We start from the raw sequence: 16,519 nt of genomic DNA on the forward strand, positions 1-16,519 counted from the left end.
ACTTATTTCTCTCCCTTAGGTCATATAAAGCTACGCTCTATAAATTAAATTCAAATTCAACTACATCCAAAAAAACGAATGCAATCCTAACCAGTTCAGCACAGGTTCAAAGAATACAACACACCCAATAATGACAGCGAATACCGCAGCCAGAAGTACAGCTCCAGCCGCGGTATCCTTCGCCGCTTTGGCAAGCGGGTGAATATCCGGATGTGCGAGATCAACCGCAGCTTCCACAGCAGTGTTCATTAATTCGGTCACCAGTACCAAAAAAATGGCTGTCAAAACAAACATCCAATCTGTTCTGGAAATTCCGAAAAAAAATCCAGCTGCACACATGATGAGAGCTACTCCTGTATGGACTCTTACATTCCTCTGAGTTCGGAAGCCGTATGCAATTCCTTCCGCTGCATTGCGGAACACTAGACCCCAGGAGCGCCGCTTCATTATCGTGTCAACCCGGCCTGAGCCAATACAGCTTCCTGCTTACCCATCATCTCAGCCTCACTGGCCTCATCCTGATGGTCATAGCCAAGCAGGTGTAAAAATCCGTGGACAAACAGGAAGCCTAGTTCGCGTTCAAAGGAATGCCCGTACTCTTCACTTTGCAGAATGGTACGTGGAACGGAGATGATAATGTCCCCCAGTACATCTGGCATTTCTTCCATTTCCTCATCTTCGTCCAGTTCATAAACGATATCCAGTTCTTCATCCACAGTCTCATTCATCGCGAATGACAATACATCTGTTGGACGGTCGATCCCACGATAATCCCGGTTCAACTCATGGATCTGCTCATCATCTACAAATGTCAGAGCTACTTCTCCTTCAGCAACACCTTCGGCTTCCCCTGCAAGGTTGAGCAATTGCTCCAACATCGCGATCATAGGCTCTGTAATTTCTTTATCCTGTTGTTCATTATTCCATGCCAGGTTAAGACTCATTCTTTCATAACTCCTGTCTACTGATTATTAGAGGTTTTATTCAATTAACCTGCTTCGGGTGAAGTAGGTTTTGGTTTCTTCATTTCCTCTGGATATTCGATCCGGGAGTGGAAAATGCCCATTACCGTTTCTTTCAGAGTTTTGGCAACAATATCAAGTTCCCGCATCGTTAGATCACAATCATTAAACTGATGATCGTCCAATCTACCCTTGATAATCTTCTCAATCATGGACTCCACTTGCTCTACCGTCGGTTTACGCAGCGAACGAACAGCCGCTTCCACACTATCTGCTATACCAACAATCGCAGATTCTTTGGATTGAGCTTTCGGCCCTGGATAACGGAAATCCTCTTCCGTAAAATCAGGCTCGATCCCCGCTTCTTCAGCCTGCCTTAATGCCTTATGGTAGAAGAAGTGAAGGAATGTTGTCCCATGATGCTGTTCCGCTATATCGCGAATCGGTCTGGGCAGCTTGTAATCCTTCTGCATTTCCACTCCATCTCTAGCATGAGCAACGATGATCGACTTACTCAACTTCGGATCAATGGAATCATGAGGATTCTCCATATTATTTTGGTTTTCAATAAAATAAATAGGTCGCTTCGTCTTCCCGATATCATGATAATACGATCCGACACGACAGAGCAGTCCGTTAGCTCCGATCGCTTCAGCCGCAGCCTCTGACAGATTGCCCACCATGACGCTGTGATGATACGTGCCTGGCGTTTCTGTCAACAGTTTGCGTAACAACGGATGATTTGGATTGGATAGCTCCACAAGTTTGAGAGCAGACAAGATGCCAAACGATGTTTCAAAGAATGGCATAAGTCCAATGACAAGTATAGCGGTTAACACACCACCAGCAAAGGCGAAACCTACCCCATACAATGTCGTTGTGCGATTCCAGTCACCTGTGTCGATTAAAGCGAGTGTGAAAACAGCAATGGAGCCAAAGAGACATACCATAATGGCACCCTTTAAGATCGTTGAGCGCTGACTGGCCTTATGGGTGGCAAAAATAGCAACAAAGGAAACCAATACAGCGAAGAAGCCAAATTCGAAGTCAAAAATCTGACCCTGATGTGTATTAAGAATGATACTTGAGAGCATGCCAATGATTATGGAACATACAAAAGCAAGCGAAGTATCCAGTAGCAAAGCAATCAACATCGCACCCACAGCAACCGGTGCAAGGAATCCTACATACGACTGTTCGTTTGTCTGGATGAATGCGGTCACATGCATAACTACAATCGTAATAATGAATATAAGGACAAGCATTAGCAGCTGTGCATTGTTGTATTTAAAATGTGTGCCGCTACATTGCTGAATATACATGAGAATCGCCGCTGATAACAGACAGGACAGCATGAGCAATCCAAGTTGCGGCCAATAATTCACATCATTTTTCAACAAATCATTCTCATCCAGCAGTGCATACATCTCAGGGGTGATTATTTCCCCTTTGGCTACTAGGGTATCTCCTTGCTTGATAAACACGGTTTGCGTGTTCTCACGAGCCTGTACCTTCGCTTCTTTGGTGCCCTCTTCATCGTAGAAACGATTGGACGTTAGAACAAGTCGTCCTAGCTCCTGCACAACCTCACGCTGTGTACGTTTGCTAAGCGAACTGACACTAACCATCTCGGCGACTTTCGCACGAGCCGTTGTTGCATCACTGATCTGATCCGTCATTAGTCTAGAGACAATGTCCCGTGCAACAGATTTCATCTCCTGAATATCATCCGACGTGAGACGAGATATTTTGATATATGTCTCTTCCGGGATCCGGTAGCTTTGCTCCTGTACTACATTTCTGATTTCTTCCAGTAACGTTTCGGAGTATGTACCTGACTTCCGGTTATTGTTGATAAAATTGGACACAAAATCCTTCTGACGCTGCGGAATTTCTTCCCGGTAAATGTCAATCTTATCTTGACTTGATATCTGATCATCCTGATTCAATCGGTCAATACGATCAAGTAATGTCGTCATTAGATTCTCATTGCGCATCTGCACAATTTGATAAATAGGCTGCACACGTTCGGCGGCTTCTTCTTGCGCTTTTAGCGTAGCTTTATTGTTTGGAATCTGCATAGGTGCAGCAATATCCACTTCACTGCGTGTCCCCTCCTGAATATCGTACCGCTCAGGAAGCAGCTTGGGAGCTAGGCTCACGAAGAAGAGAATCACCAGAAACAAAAACAGAAGATAGCGTGCCCACACGCTATACTTCCATCCTGTAGCTCTATTCTGAAAAGATTTGCCTTTTGACAGTTCCTTAGAGGTCACCTTAGACAATCCCTTTCTATTCTTGATTTTCTGCGGCGTGGTTGTATGCAACGATAATTTTCTGAACGAGAGAGTGTCTTACAACATCTTGCTCTGCAAAGAACACAAATCCGATTTCTTCCACTTCATTCAGTATCGCTTTTGCTTCAACTAATCCAGATTTCTTGCCGCGGGGTAAATCAATTTGTGTAACATCGCCGGTAATGACCATTTTGGAGCCAAAACCAAGACGGGTCAAAAACATTTTCATTTGTTCAGGCGTGGTGTTCTGGGCTTCATCCAAAATAATGAATGAATCATCAAGCGTACGTCCACGCATGTATGCCAAAGGTGCAATTTCTATCAACCCTCGCTCTAGCGCTTTTGCTGTCTGCTCTTGTCCCATCACATCATATAATGCATCATACAGCGGACGTAAGTAAGGATCTACCTTCTCTTGCAAATCACCCGGGAGGAAGCCTAGGCTTTCACCAGCCTCAACCGCAGGTCTTGTAAGTACAATCCGCTTCACACTACCTTCCTTGAGCGCTGCTACAGCGAGCACGACCGCCAGATAGGTTTTACCTGTACCTGCAGGACCAATACCAAACACAACGTCCCGTTTCTTAATCGTAGTTACATAGTGCTTCTGTCCAATCGTTTTTACCCGGATCGGCTTCCCTCGGTAGGTCGTTGTAATCTCACCCTTGAACAGGTCAAGAAGCTGGTCTGCACGCAGTTCCTTTGCTAGCTCAATCGCGTATTTAACGTCCCTCTCAGTTAACACATATCCATTACGTACCAATTGCAATAATACATCAAATAACTGTTCTAGCGATTCTACGTTCTGTGCATTCCCGAAGATCACGATCTCCGCTTCACGGGATGAGATCTGAGCAGGAATCTCAGCTTCAATTAATTTCAGAAAAATATCTTGGGGTCCAAACAGAGATTGACCCTCTCCCGCACTTTGGAGGGAGATTCGTATGCTGCGTGTTTGTTCTGACAAATAGCCTCATTCTCCTTGACTATGGACTAGCGGAAGTTCTTCCGCAATACTTTCTTCTACTTCAAATAATACTTTCATATAAACTTTACCATTCTCTTTCTTCTCATGCAAAATTTTTTCACTTATAATTTTAGTTTCTTTCCCATTTTTAGCGATAATATCGTTTCTAGCCCCTTCCAATCCTTTGCTTTTTGCCCATTCCACACTCTGCTGTACTTCATGTGCACGGGTTTCCCGATCTGTCTCCGTTAACCACCCCATAGGAAGAGTAAAGGAGCGCCAAGTGAGCGGATCATGGTTGCTGGATGTTTCATATGAGGTAAAAGGAACTTTACCATACCCCCATAGTTGTACTGCCCATTTCCCAAGCACAATGTAAAATCGCTCTTTGCTCTCACCAGTCATCGTATTGAGCTTTTGTATAAGCGGGACTTCAACTTGATATTCACGCCACACCAAACCCCGAATGTCACCTTTCGCCACCACGTTTTCCGTATTTTCTTCATCTCCGAGTATTCCTGAGATCAGCACTTGTCCTTTTTTCACACGCATGTTTTCCTGTACAACCGGCCGCCCCTGCTCCGCGTAAATCTGAGTGACCACTGCGTCGGACTTACTTATTAGATGTCTAGGGTTCATTAATGGCTCTCGCTTCGGTTGGGCTGACTCTACAACTTGAATAGTAACTTTCGTGCCTTCCTTGGTTACTCCCACCCAAGTTACATCTGGCAGTGTCAACGCAAGCTGTCTAGAGAGCTTGTCCTGGCTGGGAAGACGAAATGACCACTGAAAAGGATATAACCCCTCTTTTTGGGCAGCCGCAAGAATCTCATCTGATGGAATCTTCACATTGCCCTTCACTTCTACATTCCAGACCATAGACGTTAACGCAAACAAAGCTGCAATAAAAAATAACATTCCGCCCAGGAAAAACTTCCTTTTCAATAGTCGGGCAACAAAAAACGGGAACCCTCTGCGATGAGTCACCTTCACTTTGCAGCCTGTCCGTTTCAGTAACGGACGCAGCTTGAAGAAATCAGGCAGCAAGATATTCATATCTGCCCGTCGCCCATCCCTGGCACGCAGGTTCCAAACTCCCAGTCCCTGCACTGCCAGCAAGTTAATTAACCCCTCAATGTCTCCCCCAGTAACCGTGATCCGGACCGCTCCACGCAGTTTGTACAGACTGGGCTGCTTCATCCGTTCCCCTCCGCTCCATTCATATGAATATCTAGAATCGTGCCCTCCACGGCCACCTCATCAGGTAAAATATTACGGATCATCAGCTCAGCTCCTCTAATCTCCAATTCACCTTGGGATAGAGCAAGAACGATTCGATCCGGTGTAAAATGGATGACACCTCGATGATTCTCTATATACAATTGCTTATTGCCAATCAGGGTTAACCGTGGCATATCGTAAAGCACATCCTGCGGCAGATCCAGCACCTCACTAGTCCATCTGCGCAGCTTGCGGCTAATTCGAGTCATTCGAAGGTCTTCCCCCTTCCTCTACAATTCAACTTATGCGGCTAAGCCTGAATATATGAGAACTATGGTAAAGGTTGAGTTGGAAACGGATAAAAGAATTATAAAAACAAAAAAAGAGCCATCATCTGGCTCAAACACTCACCAGAGACGACCCTTTTCCTCATTGTTTTAGAAATGATTACAGCTTGCCCCGAGTCCCAAACGGTTGTTTGGAACGTGGGGAACCTAATACTTCAGCCCATAAAACACCCGTACGAATATCTTCCCTGCGAAGCATAGACTGCCCAGATTCATTCGAGGTTTCATCCCAGCTGGAATCAGAGACAACTGGCGTATTCGCTGATGAAATACGATTCAAACGCTCTTGAATTACACGTTGTTGCTGTTCCATCTGCTTCATTTGCTCTTCAAGAGAATTGCTCATCGCACTCACTGTACTCTGGCCGTCATATTCATCGGATTGCCTAGAATTTGGCGCAGGCTCAGAATACATGGGTTCATAACGATCATCATACGTTTCCGCATCATACCTTCTATCATCATAACGATCATCGTATTGCTCATCGTAACGTGTGTCTCCATGATTAGAAGACCCTGTGGATTGCGTTCTCGTATCCTCAGAAGAGCGTCCATTTCGATCAGAGTCACCACTACCACCAAAGGTAGGCATCCCATTGTTCGGACGCTTTTTGTTCGGATCTACCGATTTGGCGGCTTTTCCGAGGAATGAAAACAACATAAATCCAACAACCGCTACAATATACAGATTGTCAAATACCCAATCTAATAGGCTCATGTGCATTCACCGCCTATCTTCCGTTTTTGGAATCACCCTGATCATTGGAATTGGAGCCTTCACCAGGTTTTCCTAATGTGTTACGCATTTGAGTATCTGCTTCAATATTCTTCAGGTTCATGTAGTCCATAACACCGATTTTACCGCTACGAAGCGCTTCTGACATTGCCAAAGGTACTTGGGATTCGGATTCAACTACACGCGCTCTCATCTCTACTACGCGCGCTTTCATCTCTTGCTCTTGGGCTACGGCCATTGCACGACGCTCTTCAGCTTTTGCTTGGGCAATACGCTTATCTGCTTCTGCTTGTTCCGTTTGCAAGAATGCACCAATGTTTTTACCTACATCTACGTCCGCGATATCAATGGACAAGATTTCAAAAGCGGTACCTGCATCCAAACCTTTAGACAATACTGTACGAGAGATCAGATCTGGATTTTCCAATACGTCTTTGTGTGAATTTGAAGAACCGTTCGTACTTACGATACCTTCGCCGACACGGGCAATAATTGTCTCTTCACCAGCACCACCGACGAGGCGATCAATGTTTGCACGAACTGTAACACGCGCTCTAACTTTAACTTCGATACCATCTTTTGCTACAGCGGATACAATTGGTGTTTCAATTACACGAGGGTTAACGCTCATTTGCACGGCTTGCAATACGTCACGACCCGCAAGGTCGATTGCAGCAGCACGTTCAAACTCCAATGGAATATTAGCACGTTGTGCAGCAATCAACGCATTAACAACGCGGTCTACGTTACCACCAGCAAGGAAGTGACTTTCCAATTGGTTGATATTTAATCCAAGTCCTGCTTTTGTTGCTTTGATCAGCGGATTTACGATCCTGCTAGGTGTTACACGTCTCAATCTCATCGCAACAAGGGTAATAATACCGATCCGTACGCCGGATGCAATTGCTGAGATCCAGAGCATAACCGGGAAAAAGCTGAAGAATACGCTCAGTACGATAATCGCAACTACCGCAACAAGCAATACCGTAATCAAGGTTGGTTCCATAGTCAAAATTCCTCCATTTGCATTTTAAATTTTGTACCAATACACAGCATAACAAACCTGGGTTAACTCTGCTGTTTATTTTGATCCCCCACTCTGGCAACAGCCTCACAGAATGGATATGTACGTTGCCGAAGACCTTATCGGCTCCGGCAATGGAGAAGGTTACACAGGTAGAGCTTGTTGCACGACAATACGAGTACCTTCTGCCTTAATGACGATAATCGGTGTATCAATTGGAATAAAATCACCATCGGATACAACATCGACTCGTTCTCCATTTAGCATGGCGGTTCCAGACGGACGCAGCGGAGTAAGGCTGATTCCTTGCATTCCAATCAGTTCCTTGCGTTCTGTCGCTGATGAGAACCCACGATCAGCAGACAGCTTCTCACTCAATATGAATCGATTCCATATGCCCTTATCCTTAAACAGGATAACAACGATCGCAATAACGACAAGCGCTGCTCCAAAGGCAATACCGAGTGATACAAACGCATCGCTTGTGTCATACGCTGCTCGCACGACACCGGCAACGAGTGCGATAGATCCGAGAATACCCAGTATACCGAAACTAGGTATAAACATCTCGAGTATCATCATGATGAGACCAACAGTAAATAATACCCACGTCTCTGCTCCGGCAAAACCAGCAATATAGTTTCCGGAGAAATACAGCACAAAACATACGATACCAACAATACCAGGAACCCCGAAACCAGGAACGATTAACTCAATGATCACCCCTGCAATACCGAGGAATAAGAGCACAGTCATAACCACAGGGTTTGTAAGGAATGTAGAGATGTTCTCAGCTGTGGTTCTTTCCACCTTAAACACATCATCCTGACTGTATCCTAACCAGGCAGCTGCCTCTTCTGGAGTGTTACTAATATGGTCTGCGTATCCAACTTTTAACGCTTCTTCTGCCGAGAGTGCGATAATTTCACCTTTTTGTTTGGTTTTATTAATCTCTGGCATTTCGACCACCATATTAACATCCGTCATTCCAGCAGCAATTTTGCCATCGCGACCACTTTTTTCGGCCGCTCCTTGCATTTTGCTCTTCCAGAACGCAACGAGTTTTGGATCATCGACATGTTTACCTGTACTGTCCACCATCGCTGCCGCACCAATCATGCTACCTGGCGACATTACGATCTTATCCGCATTCAAGGCCAAAAAACTCCCTGCAGAAGCAGCGTCACCACGCACAAAAGCCAAGGTCTCAATTGGGCTATCTTTAATCATGACTCCCAGTGCCTCCGCAGTATCAACACGTCCTCCCGGCGTATTAATGTCCAGTACAATCAGGCCAGCGTTCATGTTCTCAGCTTCTTTGAAGCCACGCTCCATAAATTTGCCAAGCCCCTGCTCGATTGGTTTATCAACCGGAATAATGTATACGGCGCCGCTCTTCTCAGCCGCATGCGCTGAAGGCGATCCAATCCAAACAGGAAGCAACAGCGTCAGCAGCATCAAGAGCATGAATGGCCCTGTAAGCATCTTCCGGTGCTTTCCCTTCACCAATAATCCCCCCTTTTCCAATATTGTTATACTGTCCAGCTTATGGTTGTTATTACGTACAAATCAACATTTCGTTTCAAAATCTTAAAATTATATTTGAATCTTGCAACAATTGCAACATTTATAATCCATTTTCATGTCGAACATCCAAATTAAAGAAAAAATACGATGCGTTTATTCACGTTTTGTCCATCTGTCATGTCAAACCACAAATCCAATCCCTTCTTCGAAAACTTCTATGCTCGCTCATAGCGATTCACTAAGAGATCCTAACAAAGGAAAAAACACTCCCTGACAAGTCAGGAAGTGTTTATTGATTGCTTTATTGCAGAAATTGTTGAACTGCTTGGTTAACCAGCTTGCCGTCCGCTTTGCCTTTGACTTTCGGCATAAGGGCCGCCATAACTTTCCCCATCTCGGCTTTCGAAGAAGCACCGGTTTCCTGGATGGTCTGCTGTACAATAACTTTAATTTCTTCTTCGGTAAGCTGTTCGGGAAGGTATTGACCGATTATATCAATTTCCGCTTTTGCATTTACCGCGAGGTCTTCACGGCCCAATTTTTCAAATTCTTGGAGGGCATCTTTGCGCTGTTTGATTTCACGACTTAGGATATCAAGCACTTCGTTGTCATCCAAATCTCTTTTCAAATCTATTTCAAGATTCTTGATCGTCGAACGAATCAACCGAATGGTGGAGAGCTTGAACTTGTCCTTGCTCCTCATCGCTTGCTTCATATCTTCGTTCAATCGTTCGCTAAGATTCATGTAGTTAAAATCCTCCTAAAACTTTCTCTTACGAGCAGCCTCGGACTTTTTCTTGCGCTTCACGCTTGGCTTCTCATAATGCTTACGTTTCTTCACCTCAGCCAAGACGCCATCTTTAGCGATGGAACGTTTAAAGCGACGAAGTGCAGCATCAATAGTCTCGTTTTTGCGAACTTTAGTTTCAGACACCAGTTTTCCCTCCCTCCGACCAGACCGTCCAAGAGCAATAACACGGTTCATCACCTTTCATTATAGGCGAAAGGTAATAAACGTGTCAACCTCAACGTAAAATGATCATTTAATTTAAACAAGCAAGATGCCTTACATTGTTCAATAGTGCAAAAAATAACGTTGATTTTCAGCACTTTAACTGTTTATTTGTGCGAATCAGATAGGCTAGTCAAAGCTCCGAGTCTTGTGCCTCCAAGCAGATGATAATGCAGGTGATGCACCGTTTGCTCGCCATCCTGGCCACAGTTATTGATTAATCTGTAACCAGACTCGTCAATGCCTAAGCGTTTTGCTGCTTCCTGTGCAGCCAAATGAACCTGTCCAATCAAGGGCAGATCCTCTGCCGTTACTTCATTCATCGAAGCAATATGTTTCTTAGGAATCACTAACACATGTGTTGGCGCAGCGGGCTGTATGTCATGGAAGACGACAACATGGTCATTCTCCAGCACTTTGTTGGAGGGAATGCTGCCCTCTACAATTTTGCAAAACAAGCAATCCATTGTTCATACCCTCCTTTAAACAGTAATTATGTATACCCTCTTATCATACCGGATGTGCTAAGCAACGTCCAATTTCAAGTGTAATCATGGGGGAATTTTTGTACTATTTAAAATAGTGCCTATTCCAAAGCCATTGGCGGATAACAGATTTCACTTTGGTTGAAAGTTTGGGCGTTGTAAAAGTTTAACTTCTGTACTTGTCCGAATGACACGTGGTCTATTCCATTTGAAGGTAGACAAAAACAGATGGGTTGATACGCATTTCGATTGGCATTGAGGATGCCCAAGATTTATTCGAGGATCTGACTTCTGCCTTAAGTGAATCCCATTTATAAAGGAAAATCATGCCTTTTCAGAAGCAAACCTTCTGTGAGGCATGATTTTGTGGGTATTTGGCTATTCAATATGTTGGATTCCGCAACTGCCGGATGTAGTACTCCTAAAGTAAGAACTAAGTACTGATCATTCGAGGCATCTATTAGCGCAATACACACACGATGCCTATCTATATGCTCCAGAGCGCACCCATCAAATATATGAAAGGTCTTTGCGGCAGATCTATACTAACTCCCGGTCTTAGTAGTACGGTAACAAGGTCAATGCAGTAAGGGCAAACAGCGGGAGTACGAGCCGATTAAATCGTCTACGTCCATAGCCATAATAAGGATATGGCGTCGGATATCCGTAACCCGGGTAAAATCCACGCGCATGTGCTATTGGATAGTTCGCTCCAGGCATTGCATTAGGTGCCCAGTTCGCATGGTGCATCGCTGCTTCTGGCCCAACAGGAACAGCCAAATAGATCATTTCATCATCCACATTTTCCATAATCCCGTCATAGTGACTGCCATCCTGCATCTGCACGCATACGTACCGATGCATGTGCTCTTTACAAATTTTCTTCGCTTCCACCTTTTCCACTTCTTAACGCCTCCCTGATCATTGCTCATCATCACCCTTTCATCGTATTCAGCTCTGGGCGAATTGACACTGCAAGAACAGGTAAAAAAAAGAAGCACCCCGTGTGTAGCTTCCTAAAGGAAGTCACTGCTTGCGGACGTCTATTCAGGATCATTCCTGATCAAACGTCCGCCGGGGTACTTACATCAAGTTTGTCGGCTTAACTGTAGTATAACAATGCGGTGAACCTGTATCTGTGATGTAACTCACTTTGTGATTGAATGAATTTAGACGTAGATTTATATCTACAATGTTTCCAGAACAACTCGAGAGCCGCCACCAGCCTCACTTGCCGGAATGACAACCAGCTTACGTGCTAGACGTGCCCGCAGTTCAGGTACGTGGCTAATGACACCAACGGCTAGACGATCGTCATGCAATTTCTCCAGTGAGGTTATGACCGTGTCTAACAGTTCAGGATCAAGTGTGCCGAACCCTTCATCCAGGAAAAAGAATTGCAGTGGATACTGCCCTCGAAGCTGAATCTGTGCAGACAACGCCAATGCTAGCGACAGCGAGGTTAAGAAGGTCTCGCCGCCCGACAAGGTGGACACTGGGCGTTTCACCCCACCATTAGCATCATCACATATGACAAACCCACCACCTGAATCAACTTCAAGCGAATATCTCTGTTTGGTTAAGAAGCGTAATCGCTGGGATGCTGCCTGGCTAACCTGCATCAATTGCTCTTCAGCAATGTATTCTACGAAGGCATTCCCGCGGAAAGCAGATTGTAGCTTACTCAGTAGCTCGCCTTCTCGGCTAACGTCCACTCGTTGGTTCTCCAGTTCAGTCCAGCGTACGTGACGTTGTTGAACATCTTCCAAGTCCCGCTCAGTCCGAGCTTTGGCGCTCAGTGCCGCTTCATCCTCAGCCCGTCTCAGCCGTAACTGTTCCGTGCAAGCAATCCACTGTTCCTCAGTCACCTCAGCTCCCGCAAGTTTCTGCTCCAGTTCTCGTAACTGCGATGCCAGCTCACGTTCCTGTTCGCGGTGTTGCTGGATGGCCGCAGCCAGTCGTTCTGCCTCCTCGGAAGCGATGGCTGCCTGCATAACAGCTTCCTCCGAAGTAAATGGTGATTGATCCAGCAGTTGCTTCCAGCGCCCTTGTGCTTGCTGCAGATGCTCGCCAGCAGAGGCAGCGGCTTGATGAGCGATAACGTCTTTCTTCGCCGACTCTTGTTTCAGAGCGTCTGCTTCCTTGAAACGCTGTGCTGCCTCGGTTGCAGATGTTCTTAATCGATTCAGCTGAGCCTGCGCAGCAGCAATCAGGTCTTCTACGCGTTGTTCGCCAACCCATTGCCGTAATCGGTCTTCCTTCTCGGCAAGTTGTTTGCTGTTGCCCTGCCACTCCGTCTGCCACTGGATTAATTGTTTATCCAATTCAACCAGCTTGCGCTGAAGTGATTGAAGGATCTCTTGCTTCTCCTCAAGGAACGTCACGCTTTTGTTCAGACGTTCCTTGATGTCTTCGGCGCGTGCATCGCGCTCCTGCATCGCCTGATATAGGACCTTGGCCTGTTCTGGGGCGATGTCAGGCAGTTCCGCGGCCCAGCGATCGCGCAGCGCTGTCGCTGCCGCCTCGCTCTCGGCCAGCTTGCGCTCCGCCTGGGCGAGCCCGGCACGGCCGGCTTCCTGCGCAGCCGCCGCCTCCATGCGGCGCTGCTGTGCGCTTACGGCCGCCTGCTGCAACGCAGCGGCCTCCGCTTGCAGCGGCGCTGCGGCGTCAGCCAGCGCCCGCGCGGCTTCGCGCAGCGCGGCGGCACGCGTCGCCCAGTCCGCCGAGGAGCGCCCGTTCACGGGCGACGCGGCGGGCTCGGGCTCCGCTGCCGCAGGCGCGGCCTCGGCTGCGGACGGAGCTTCGCCGGCCGCAGCGCCAAGCTGCGTCAGCAGGCTGCGACGTTCGTGCAGCTGCTGGCGCAGCCCAAAGCGCAGCTCCTGCAGCTCCGCGTGCAGGCTGCGCAGCAGTTCCAGGTCCGCATCGTCTGCGTGCGGACCTTCTCCCGCCGGCGTAGCCGGGAGCGGGTGGTGTGCGGAGCCGCACACCGGGCAAGGCTCGCCGTCACGCAGCTCGGCGCGCAAGGCGGAGGAGAGCCGGTGCAGCTCCTGCTCACGCATCGTGCCCCGAAGCTGTTCCTCCGCCCCAGCCAGCAAGCTCTGCTCGCGTCCGATGTCCTGCTCGCATGCAAGCAAGGCTTCAAGACCTGCAGCCGCCTGTTGTATCAATTGCTCACGCTGTATGCTCAGGCGGCTCTCCTCTTCAGTGATCGCCTGCAGCTTATTGGCTCCCTGTGTGGCTGATTGCTGGCTCGCCTCGAGTTCCACCTTGTTCTGACGTAACTGCTCTGCTACCGTGTCCATCCGGTGCTGAAGCTCTAATGCAGACTGTAGCTGTCTCCGCTCATCGGCTTTGACTTCGTTGGGCTTCAGGCTCTCCTGTAACTCTTCCCGCCGTTTACGTCCACGCTGCTGCAACTCTTGCTCTTTCTCCAATTGTTGACCCACAACCGTCTGCTCTGCTTGAGCTTGCTCAAGTAAATGCTTCAGACGTGAAGCATCCTCTCTAAGCCCGTCACGTTCCTTTTGCAGTTCTTTTGCCTGTTCCAGTTGCTCTAGGCGCAGCATTAATTTGGGCTCTTCCTCAGACAGTTGCACTCGAGTAGCCTCTGCCTTTTCCGCTTCAAGAACAGACTGCTTCTCATGTTCTATCGCTTGCTGATGCGCAGTCTCGGCTAACTGCTGACGCAACTGCTGTTCCGCCATAGCTTCGCGCATTGTTTGTAATGCAGGCAAAATCACTTCTGCTGCACTAGCCTGTTTCAAACGTTCTTCACCTGCAACAATGTGTGCTTCCTGTGCTTTTAACTTACGCTGCTCCTCTAAGCGAGATTGACGTTCATGACTCCATTCACGAATTTTACCCAGCTGTTCGGCTTCTTTCGTGGCCTCTTCTAACGCTTTACGGGACAGAGCCGCTGCACGAACTGCCTCTTCAAGAAGCCGAGCCGTCTCTTCAAGAGTCTCCTTACTTGCATTGCCTAACCCTTGCTGCTCCGCAACGAGGGACTGATGAACCATATCATTATTCTTCACTCGTCTGCTTAACTTGATGGCAAGCTGGTCTCCGTATTTCTCCAAATGGAAAAGCCGTTGCAGCATCTGACGTCGCTCGCTGCCCTTCAGAGACAGAAATTCGGCAAATTTCCCTTGCGGAAGAACAACCGCACGCGTAAAATCATCCATTTTGAGTCCAATCACATCCTCGACAGAGCGGTTAACCTCGGCTAACTTATCCGCAAGTACATGATCTTCCCCGTCAATGGTCTCAATAAATTTACTAACCGTATTGCTTACAGATACTTCATTATTTCGTTTGAATCGCCGCTCCACGCGGAATCTACGCGTACCTTCCGCAGATGATAATTCAAACGTAAACGCAACCGACAATGCATCCTCGGCATGGTTCATAATTCCCTGTGTACCATTCACCGCACGTTCTACTTTTCCGTACATTGCTAGTGTAATGGCATCAAGCAAGGAGGATTTCCCACTTCCCGTAGGTCCGAAAATACCGAATAACCCTGTCTCTGTCAGCACGGTAAAATCAATCTCCTGCGTGTCACGATAACTCTGTAAACCAGCCACTTTTAACGAAATCGGCTTCATTTGGCCTCAGCCTCCTCACGAACACCTGGCTCGTCCTCATCGACAAGCTCCAGGAATAGCTGTACAAGCTTCTCTTCAGGCTCTGCCCCACCGGTCTGCCGCTGATAGAACTTTCGGAATAATTCATGCACAGGCAGCTCAGAGCGTTGCTCTAACAGACCCGCAGCAGCCATCTCGGGATACACCGGACGGATGTGAATAATACCGTCATGGGCTCTTCGAAGCTGCTGGATTTCTTTTAAAGACATGGCATCCTCTAGCCATACTTCCATATCTACAAAGGCCTGGGCATCTCGGCCTTCCTCTAACCAACGATGAACCTCAGCAAGCCCTCCTCGCGCCTTCCAGCGAACAAGGGGACGACCACAGGTTAGCAGCACTTCTTCCACATGTGGAACACCACCAGGTGCTAGATCCACCATCGTCACCGATTTACTCTGTCCTGCTTCTGAGAAGCTGTAGGCTAATGGCGAACCGCTATAACGAATAATACCGTCTCCCTTTACCGCCTGTGCACGATGCAGATGTCCGAGTGCTGTATATTGCGCACCTACAGACAGCGCTGAAGGATCTACAGTGTAAGCACCACCAACCTGAATCGGACGTTCGGAATCACTTTCTACACCGCCAAGCACATAGATATGGCTCATGGCTAGATTCACTGTATCCGGTTGGAATGATGCTGCCAGATGCTGCATCAGCATCCCTACACGCCGGCTATACGCTTGACGAAGTACATTCTCATCCCCATCCGTTGTCAGTAGTTCGTTCAATCTAGCTTCAGATGGATAAGGTAACGCCGCAATGTTTGCCGTCTCACCTGTACGCTTTGCATGAAAGGTCACCGCTTCCGCAGTAGGCATTCCTACAAGGGTGATACCCTGTCTATTCACAAGCGGAGTTACCGATGCAACCCGTTCGGGCTGATCATGGTTTCCCGCAATGACCACAAGTGGTCTGCCCCGCTCGGTAAGCCTTGCGGCTGCTTCATAGAATAATTGCTCCGCAGAAGCTGGAGGGTTTACTGAATCATACACATCGCCAGCCATTAGAATAGCATCCGCCTGCTGATCATCTGCTAGTTTGACAAGCTCATCAATAAAGTCTTCCTGTTCTCGCAGACGGCTCCGACCTTCGAGTGTTTTCCCCAAATGCCAGTCTCCTGTATGCAAAATACGCATTGTCCGTTCGTCCCCTCTCCCAAGAACATTTCAAAGTACTGCCCATGAATCCATCTCATAACTCACTAAACCTGATGTATGTAACGAGATATAGACTAATAAACTCTTTTGATCTATATCTCGTCCTAATTAAGGTAGCTCAAGCTATTTTAA

Annotated in this window: 15 protein-coding genes and 1 pseudogene; 1 reads left to right on the top strand and 15 read right to left on the bottom strand. The window is 47.3% G+C overall.

Annotation, left to right across the window (positions count from 1 at the left end):
• Positions 1 to 60: 60 nt before the first annotated feature.
• The 12 genes from V6W81_RS20530 to V6W81_RS20585 all read right to left on the bottom strand — a co-directional run bounded on the left by V6W81_RS20530 (position 61) and on the right by V6W81_RS20585 (position 10,560).
• Positions 61 to 447, bottom strand: a complete 387-nt coding sequence (locus V6W81_RS20530; RefSeq protein WP_338540203.1) for a diacylglycerol kinase family protein — start codon at positions 445 to 447, stop codon at positions 61 to 63.
• Positions 447 to 944 carry an rRNA maturation RNase YbeY gene (gene ybeY, locus V6W81_RS20535; protein WP_338540204.1) on the bottom strand — a complete coding sequence of 166 codons (498 nt, stop codon included), beginning with the start codon at positions 942 to 944 and terminating at the stop codon, positions 447 to 449. Before ybeY ends, V6W81_RS20530 begins: the two co-directional genes overlap by 1 nt.
• Positions 945 to 988: 44 nt before the next feature.
• Positions 989 to 3,238 carry an HD family phosphohydrolase gene (locus V6W81_RS20540; RefSeq protein WP_338540205.1) on the bottom strand — a complete coding sequence of 750 codons (2,250 nt, stop codon included), beginning with the start codon at positions 3,236 to 3,238 and terminating at the stop codon, positions 989 to 991.
• 16 nt (positions 3,239 to 3,254) lie between these two features.
• Positions 3,255 to 4,226, bottom strand: coding sequence for a PhoH family protein (locus V6W81_RS20545; protein WP_145045688.1), 972 nt, complete (start codon positions 4,224 to 4,226; stop codon positions 3,255 to 3,257).
• Between the two features lie 6 nt (positions 4,227 to 4,232).
• Positions 4,233 to 5,426 (bottom strand): sporulation protein YqfD, encoded by a 1,194-nt coding sequence (yqfD, locus tag V6W81_RS20550; protein WP_338540206.1) that lies wholly within the window; start codon positions 5,424 to 5,426, stop codon positions 4,233 to 4,235.
• A complete protein-coding gene (gene yqfC, locus V6W81_RS20555; RefSeq protein ID WP_056696021.1) occupies positions 5,423 to 5,716 on the bottom strand; it encodes a sporulation protein YqfC in 294 nt (97 codons plus the stop codon). The genes yqfD and yqfC overlap by 4 nt, the downstream gene beginning before the upstream one ends.
• Positions 5,717 to 5,894: 178 nt before the next feature.
• The gene (locus V6W81_RS20560) at positions 5,895 to 6,512 is read right to left on the bottom strand and encodes a hypothetical protein (RefSeq protein ID WP_145045692.1); all 618 of its coding nucleotides are present in this window, start codon (positions 6,510 to 6,512) and stop codon (positions 5,895 to 5,897) included.
• A 13-nt stretch (positions 6,513 to 6,525) separates the two neighbouring features.
• Positions 6,526 to 7,536 (bottom strand): flotillin-like protein FloA, encoded by a 1,011-nt coding sequence (gene floA, locus V6W81_RS20565; RefSeq protein ID WP_145045694.1) that lies wholly within the window; start codon positions 7,534 to 7,536, stop codon positions 6,526 to 6,528.
• Between the two features lie 162 nt (positions 7,537 to 7,698).
• Positions 7,699 to 9,039, bottom strand: a complete 1,341-nt coding sequence (locus V6W81_RS20570; protein WP_430701368.1) for an NfeD family protein — start codon at positions 9,037 to 9,039, stop codon at positions 7,699 to 7,701.
• 343 nt (positions 9,040 to 9,382) lie between these two features.
• The gene (locus V6W81_RS20575) at positions 9,383 to 9,826 is read right to left on the bottom strand and encodes a GatB/YqeY domain-containing protein (protein ID WP_145045696.1); all 444 of its coding nucleotides are present in this window, start codon (positions 9,824 to 9,826) and stop codon (positions 9,383 to 9,385) included.
• A gap of 15 nt (positions 9,827 to 9,841) precedes the next feature.
• Positions 9,842 to 10,015: a 30S ribosomal protein S21 gene (rpsU, locus tag V6W81_RS20580; protein WP_005547957.1), complete on the bottom strand. Its 174-nt coding sequence runs from the start codon at positions 10,013 to 10,015 to the stop codon at positions 9,842 to 9,844.
• 185 nt (positions 10,016 to 10,200) lie between these two features.
• A complete protein-coding gene (locus V6W81_RS20585) occupies positions 10,201 to 10,560 on the bottom strand; it encodes a histidine triad nucleotide-binding protein (RefSeq protein WP_056696014.1) in 360 nt (119 codons plus the stop codon).
• A 152-nt stretch (positions 10,561 to 10,712) separates the two neighbouring features.
• Here V6W81_RS20585 and V6W81_RS29240 point away from each other — a divergent pair.
• A pseudogene (locus V6W81_RS29240) lies at positions 10,713 to 10,895 on the top strand (PLP-dependent transferase); the annotation flags it as partial.
• Positions 10,896 to 11,136: 241 nt separating this feature from the next.
• Here V6W81_RS29240 and V6W81_RS20595 read toward each other — a convergent pair.
• The 3 genes from V6W81_RS20595 to V6W81_RS20605 all read right to left on the bottom strand — a co-directional run bounded on the left by V6W81_RS20595 (position 11,137) and on the right by V6W81_RS20605 (position 16,366).
• The gene (locus tag V6W81_RS20595; protein WP_145045698.1) at positions 11,137 to 11,481 is read right to left on the bottom strand and encodes a hypothetical protein; all 345 of its coding nucleotides are present in this window, start codon (positions 11,479 to 11,481) and stop codon (positions 11,137 to 11,139) included.
• 284 nt (positions 11,482 to 11,765) lie between these two features.
• Positions 11,766 to 15,185, bottom strand: coding sequence for an SMC family ATPase (locus V6W81_RS20600; RefSeq protein ID WP_338540207.1), 3,420 nt, complete (start codon positions 15,183 to 15,185; stop codon positions 11,766 to 11,768).
• Entirely contained in the window at positions 15,182 to 16,366 is a 1,185-nt protein-coding gene (locus V6W81_RS20605) for an exonuclease SbcCD subunit D (protein ID WP_145045702.1), read from the bottom strand. Before V6W81_RS20605 ends, V6W81_RS20600 begins: the two co-directional genes overlap by 4 nt.
• Between the last annotated feature and the right edge of the window lie 153 nt (positions 16,367 to 16,519).

The organism is Paenibacillus tundrae (genome assembly GCF_036884255.1).
Taxonomy (GTDB): Bacteria; Bacillota; Bacilli; order Paenibacillales; family Paenibacillaceae; genus Paenibacillus.

Excerpts from the sequence above, each read along its gene's own strand:
- ybeY (WP_338540204.1), bottom strand. The coding sequence starts at position 944 with ATGAGTCTTAACCTGGCATGGAATAATGAACAACAGGATAAAGAAATT.
- floA (WP_145045694.1), bottom strand. The coding sequence starts at position 7,536 with ATGGAACCAACCTTGATTACGGTATTGCTTGTTGCGGTAGTTGCGATT.
- V6W81_RS20585 (WP_056696014.1), bottom strand. The coding sequence starts at position 10,560 with ATGGATTGCTTGTTTTGCAAAATTGTAGAGGGCAGCATTCCCTCCAAC.
- yqfC (WP_056696021.1), bottom strand. The coding sequence starts at position 5,716 with ATGACTCGAATTAGCCGCAAGCTGCGCAGATGGACTAGTGAGGTGCTG.
- V6W81_RS20530 (WP_338540203.1), bottom strand. The coding sequence starts at position 447 with ATGAAGCGGCGCTCCTGGGGTCTAGTGTTCCGCAATGCAGCGGAAGGA.
- V6W81_RS20605 (WP_145045702.1), bottom strand. The coding sequence starts at position 16,366 with ATGCGTATTTTGCATACAGGAGACTGGCATTTGGGGAAAACACTCGAA.
- yqfD (WP_338540206.1), bottom strand. The coding sequence starts at position 5,426 with ATGAAGCAGCCCAGTCTGTACAAACTGCGTGGAGCGGTCCGGATCACG.
- V6W81_RS20600 (WP_338540207.1), bottom strand. The coding sequence starts at position 15,185 with ATGAAGCCGATTTCGTTAAAAGTGGCTGGTTTACAGAGTTATCGTGAC.
- V6W81_RS20575 (WP_145045696.1), bottom strand. The coding sequence starts at position 9,826 with ATGAATCTTAGCGAACGATTGAACGAAGATATGAAGCAAGCGATGAGG.
- V6W81_RS20560 (WP_145045692.1), bottom strand. The coding sequence starts at position 6,512 with ATGAGCCTATTAGATTGGGTATTTGACAATCTGTATATTGTAGCGGTT.
- V6W81_RS20570 (WP_430701368.1), bottom strand. The coding sequence starts at position 9,039 with ATGCTTACAGGGCCATTCATGCTCTTGATGCTGCTGACGCTGTTGCTT.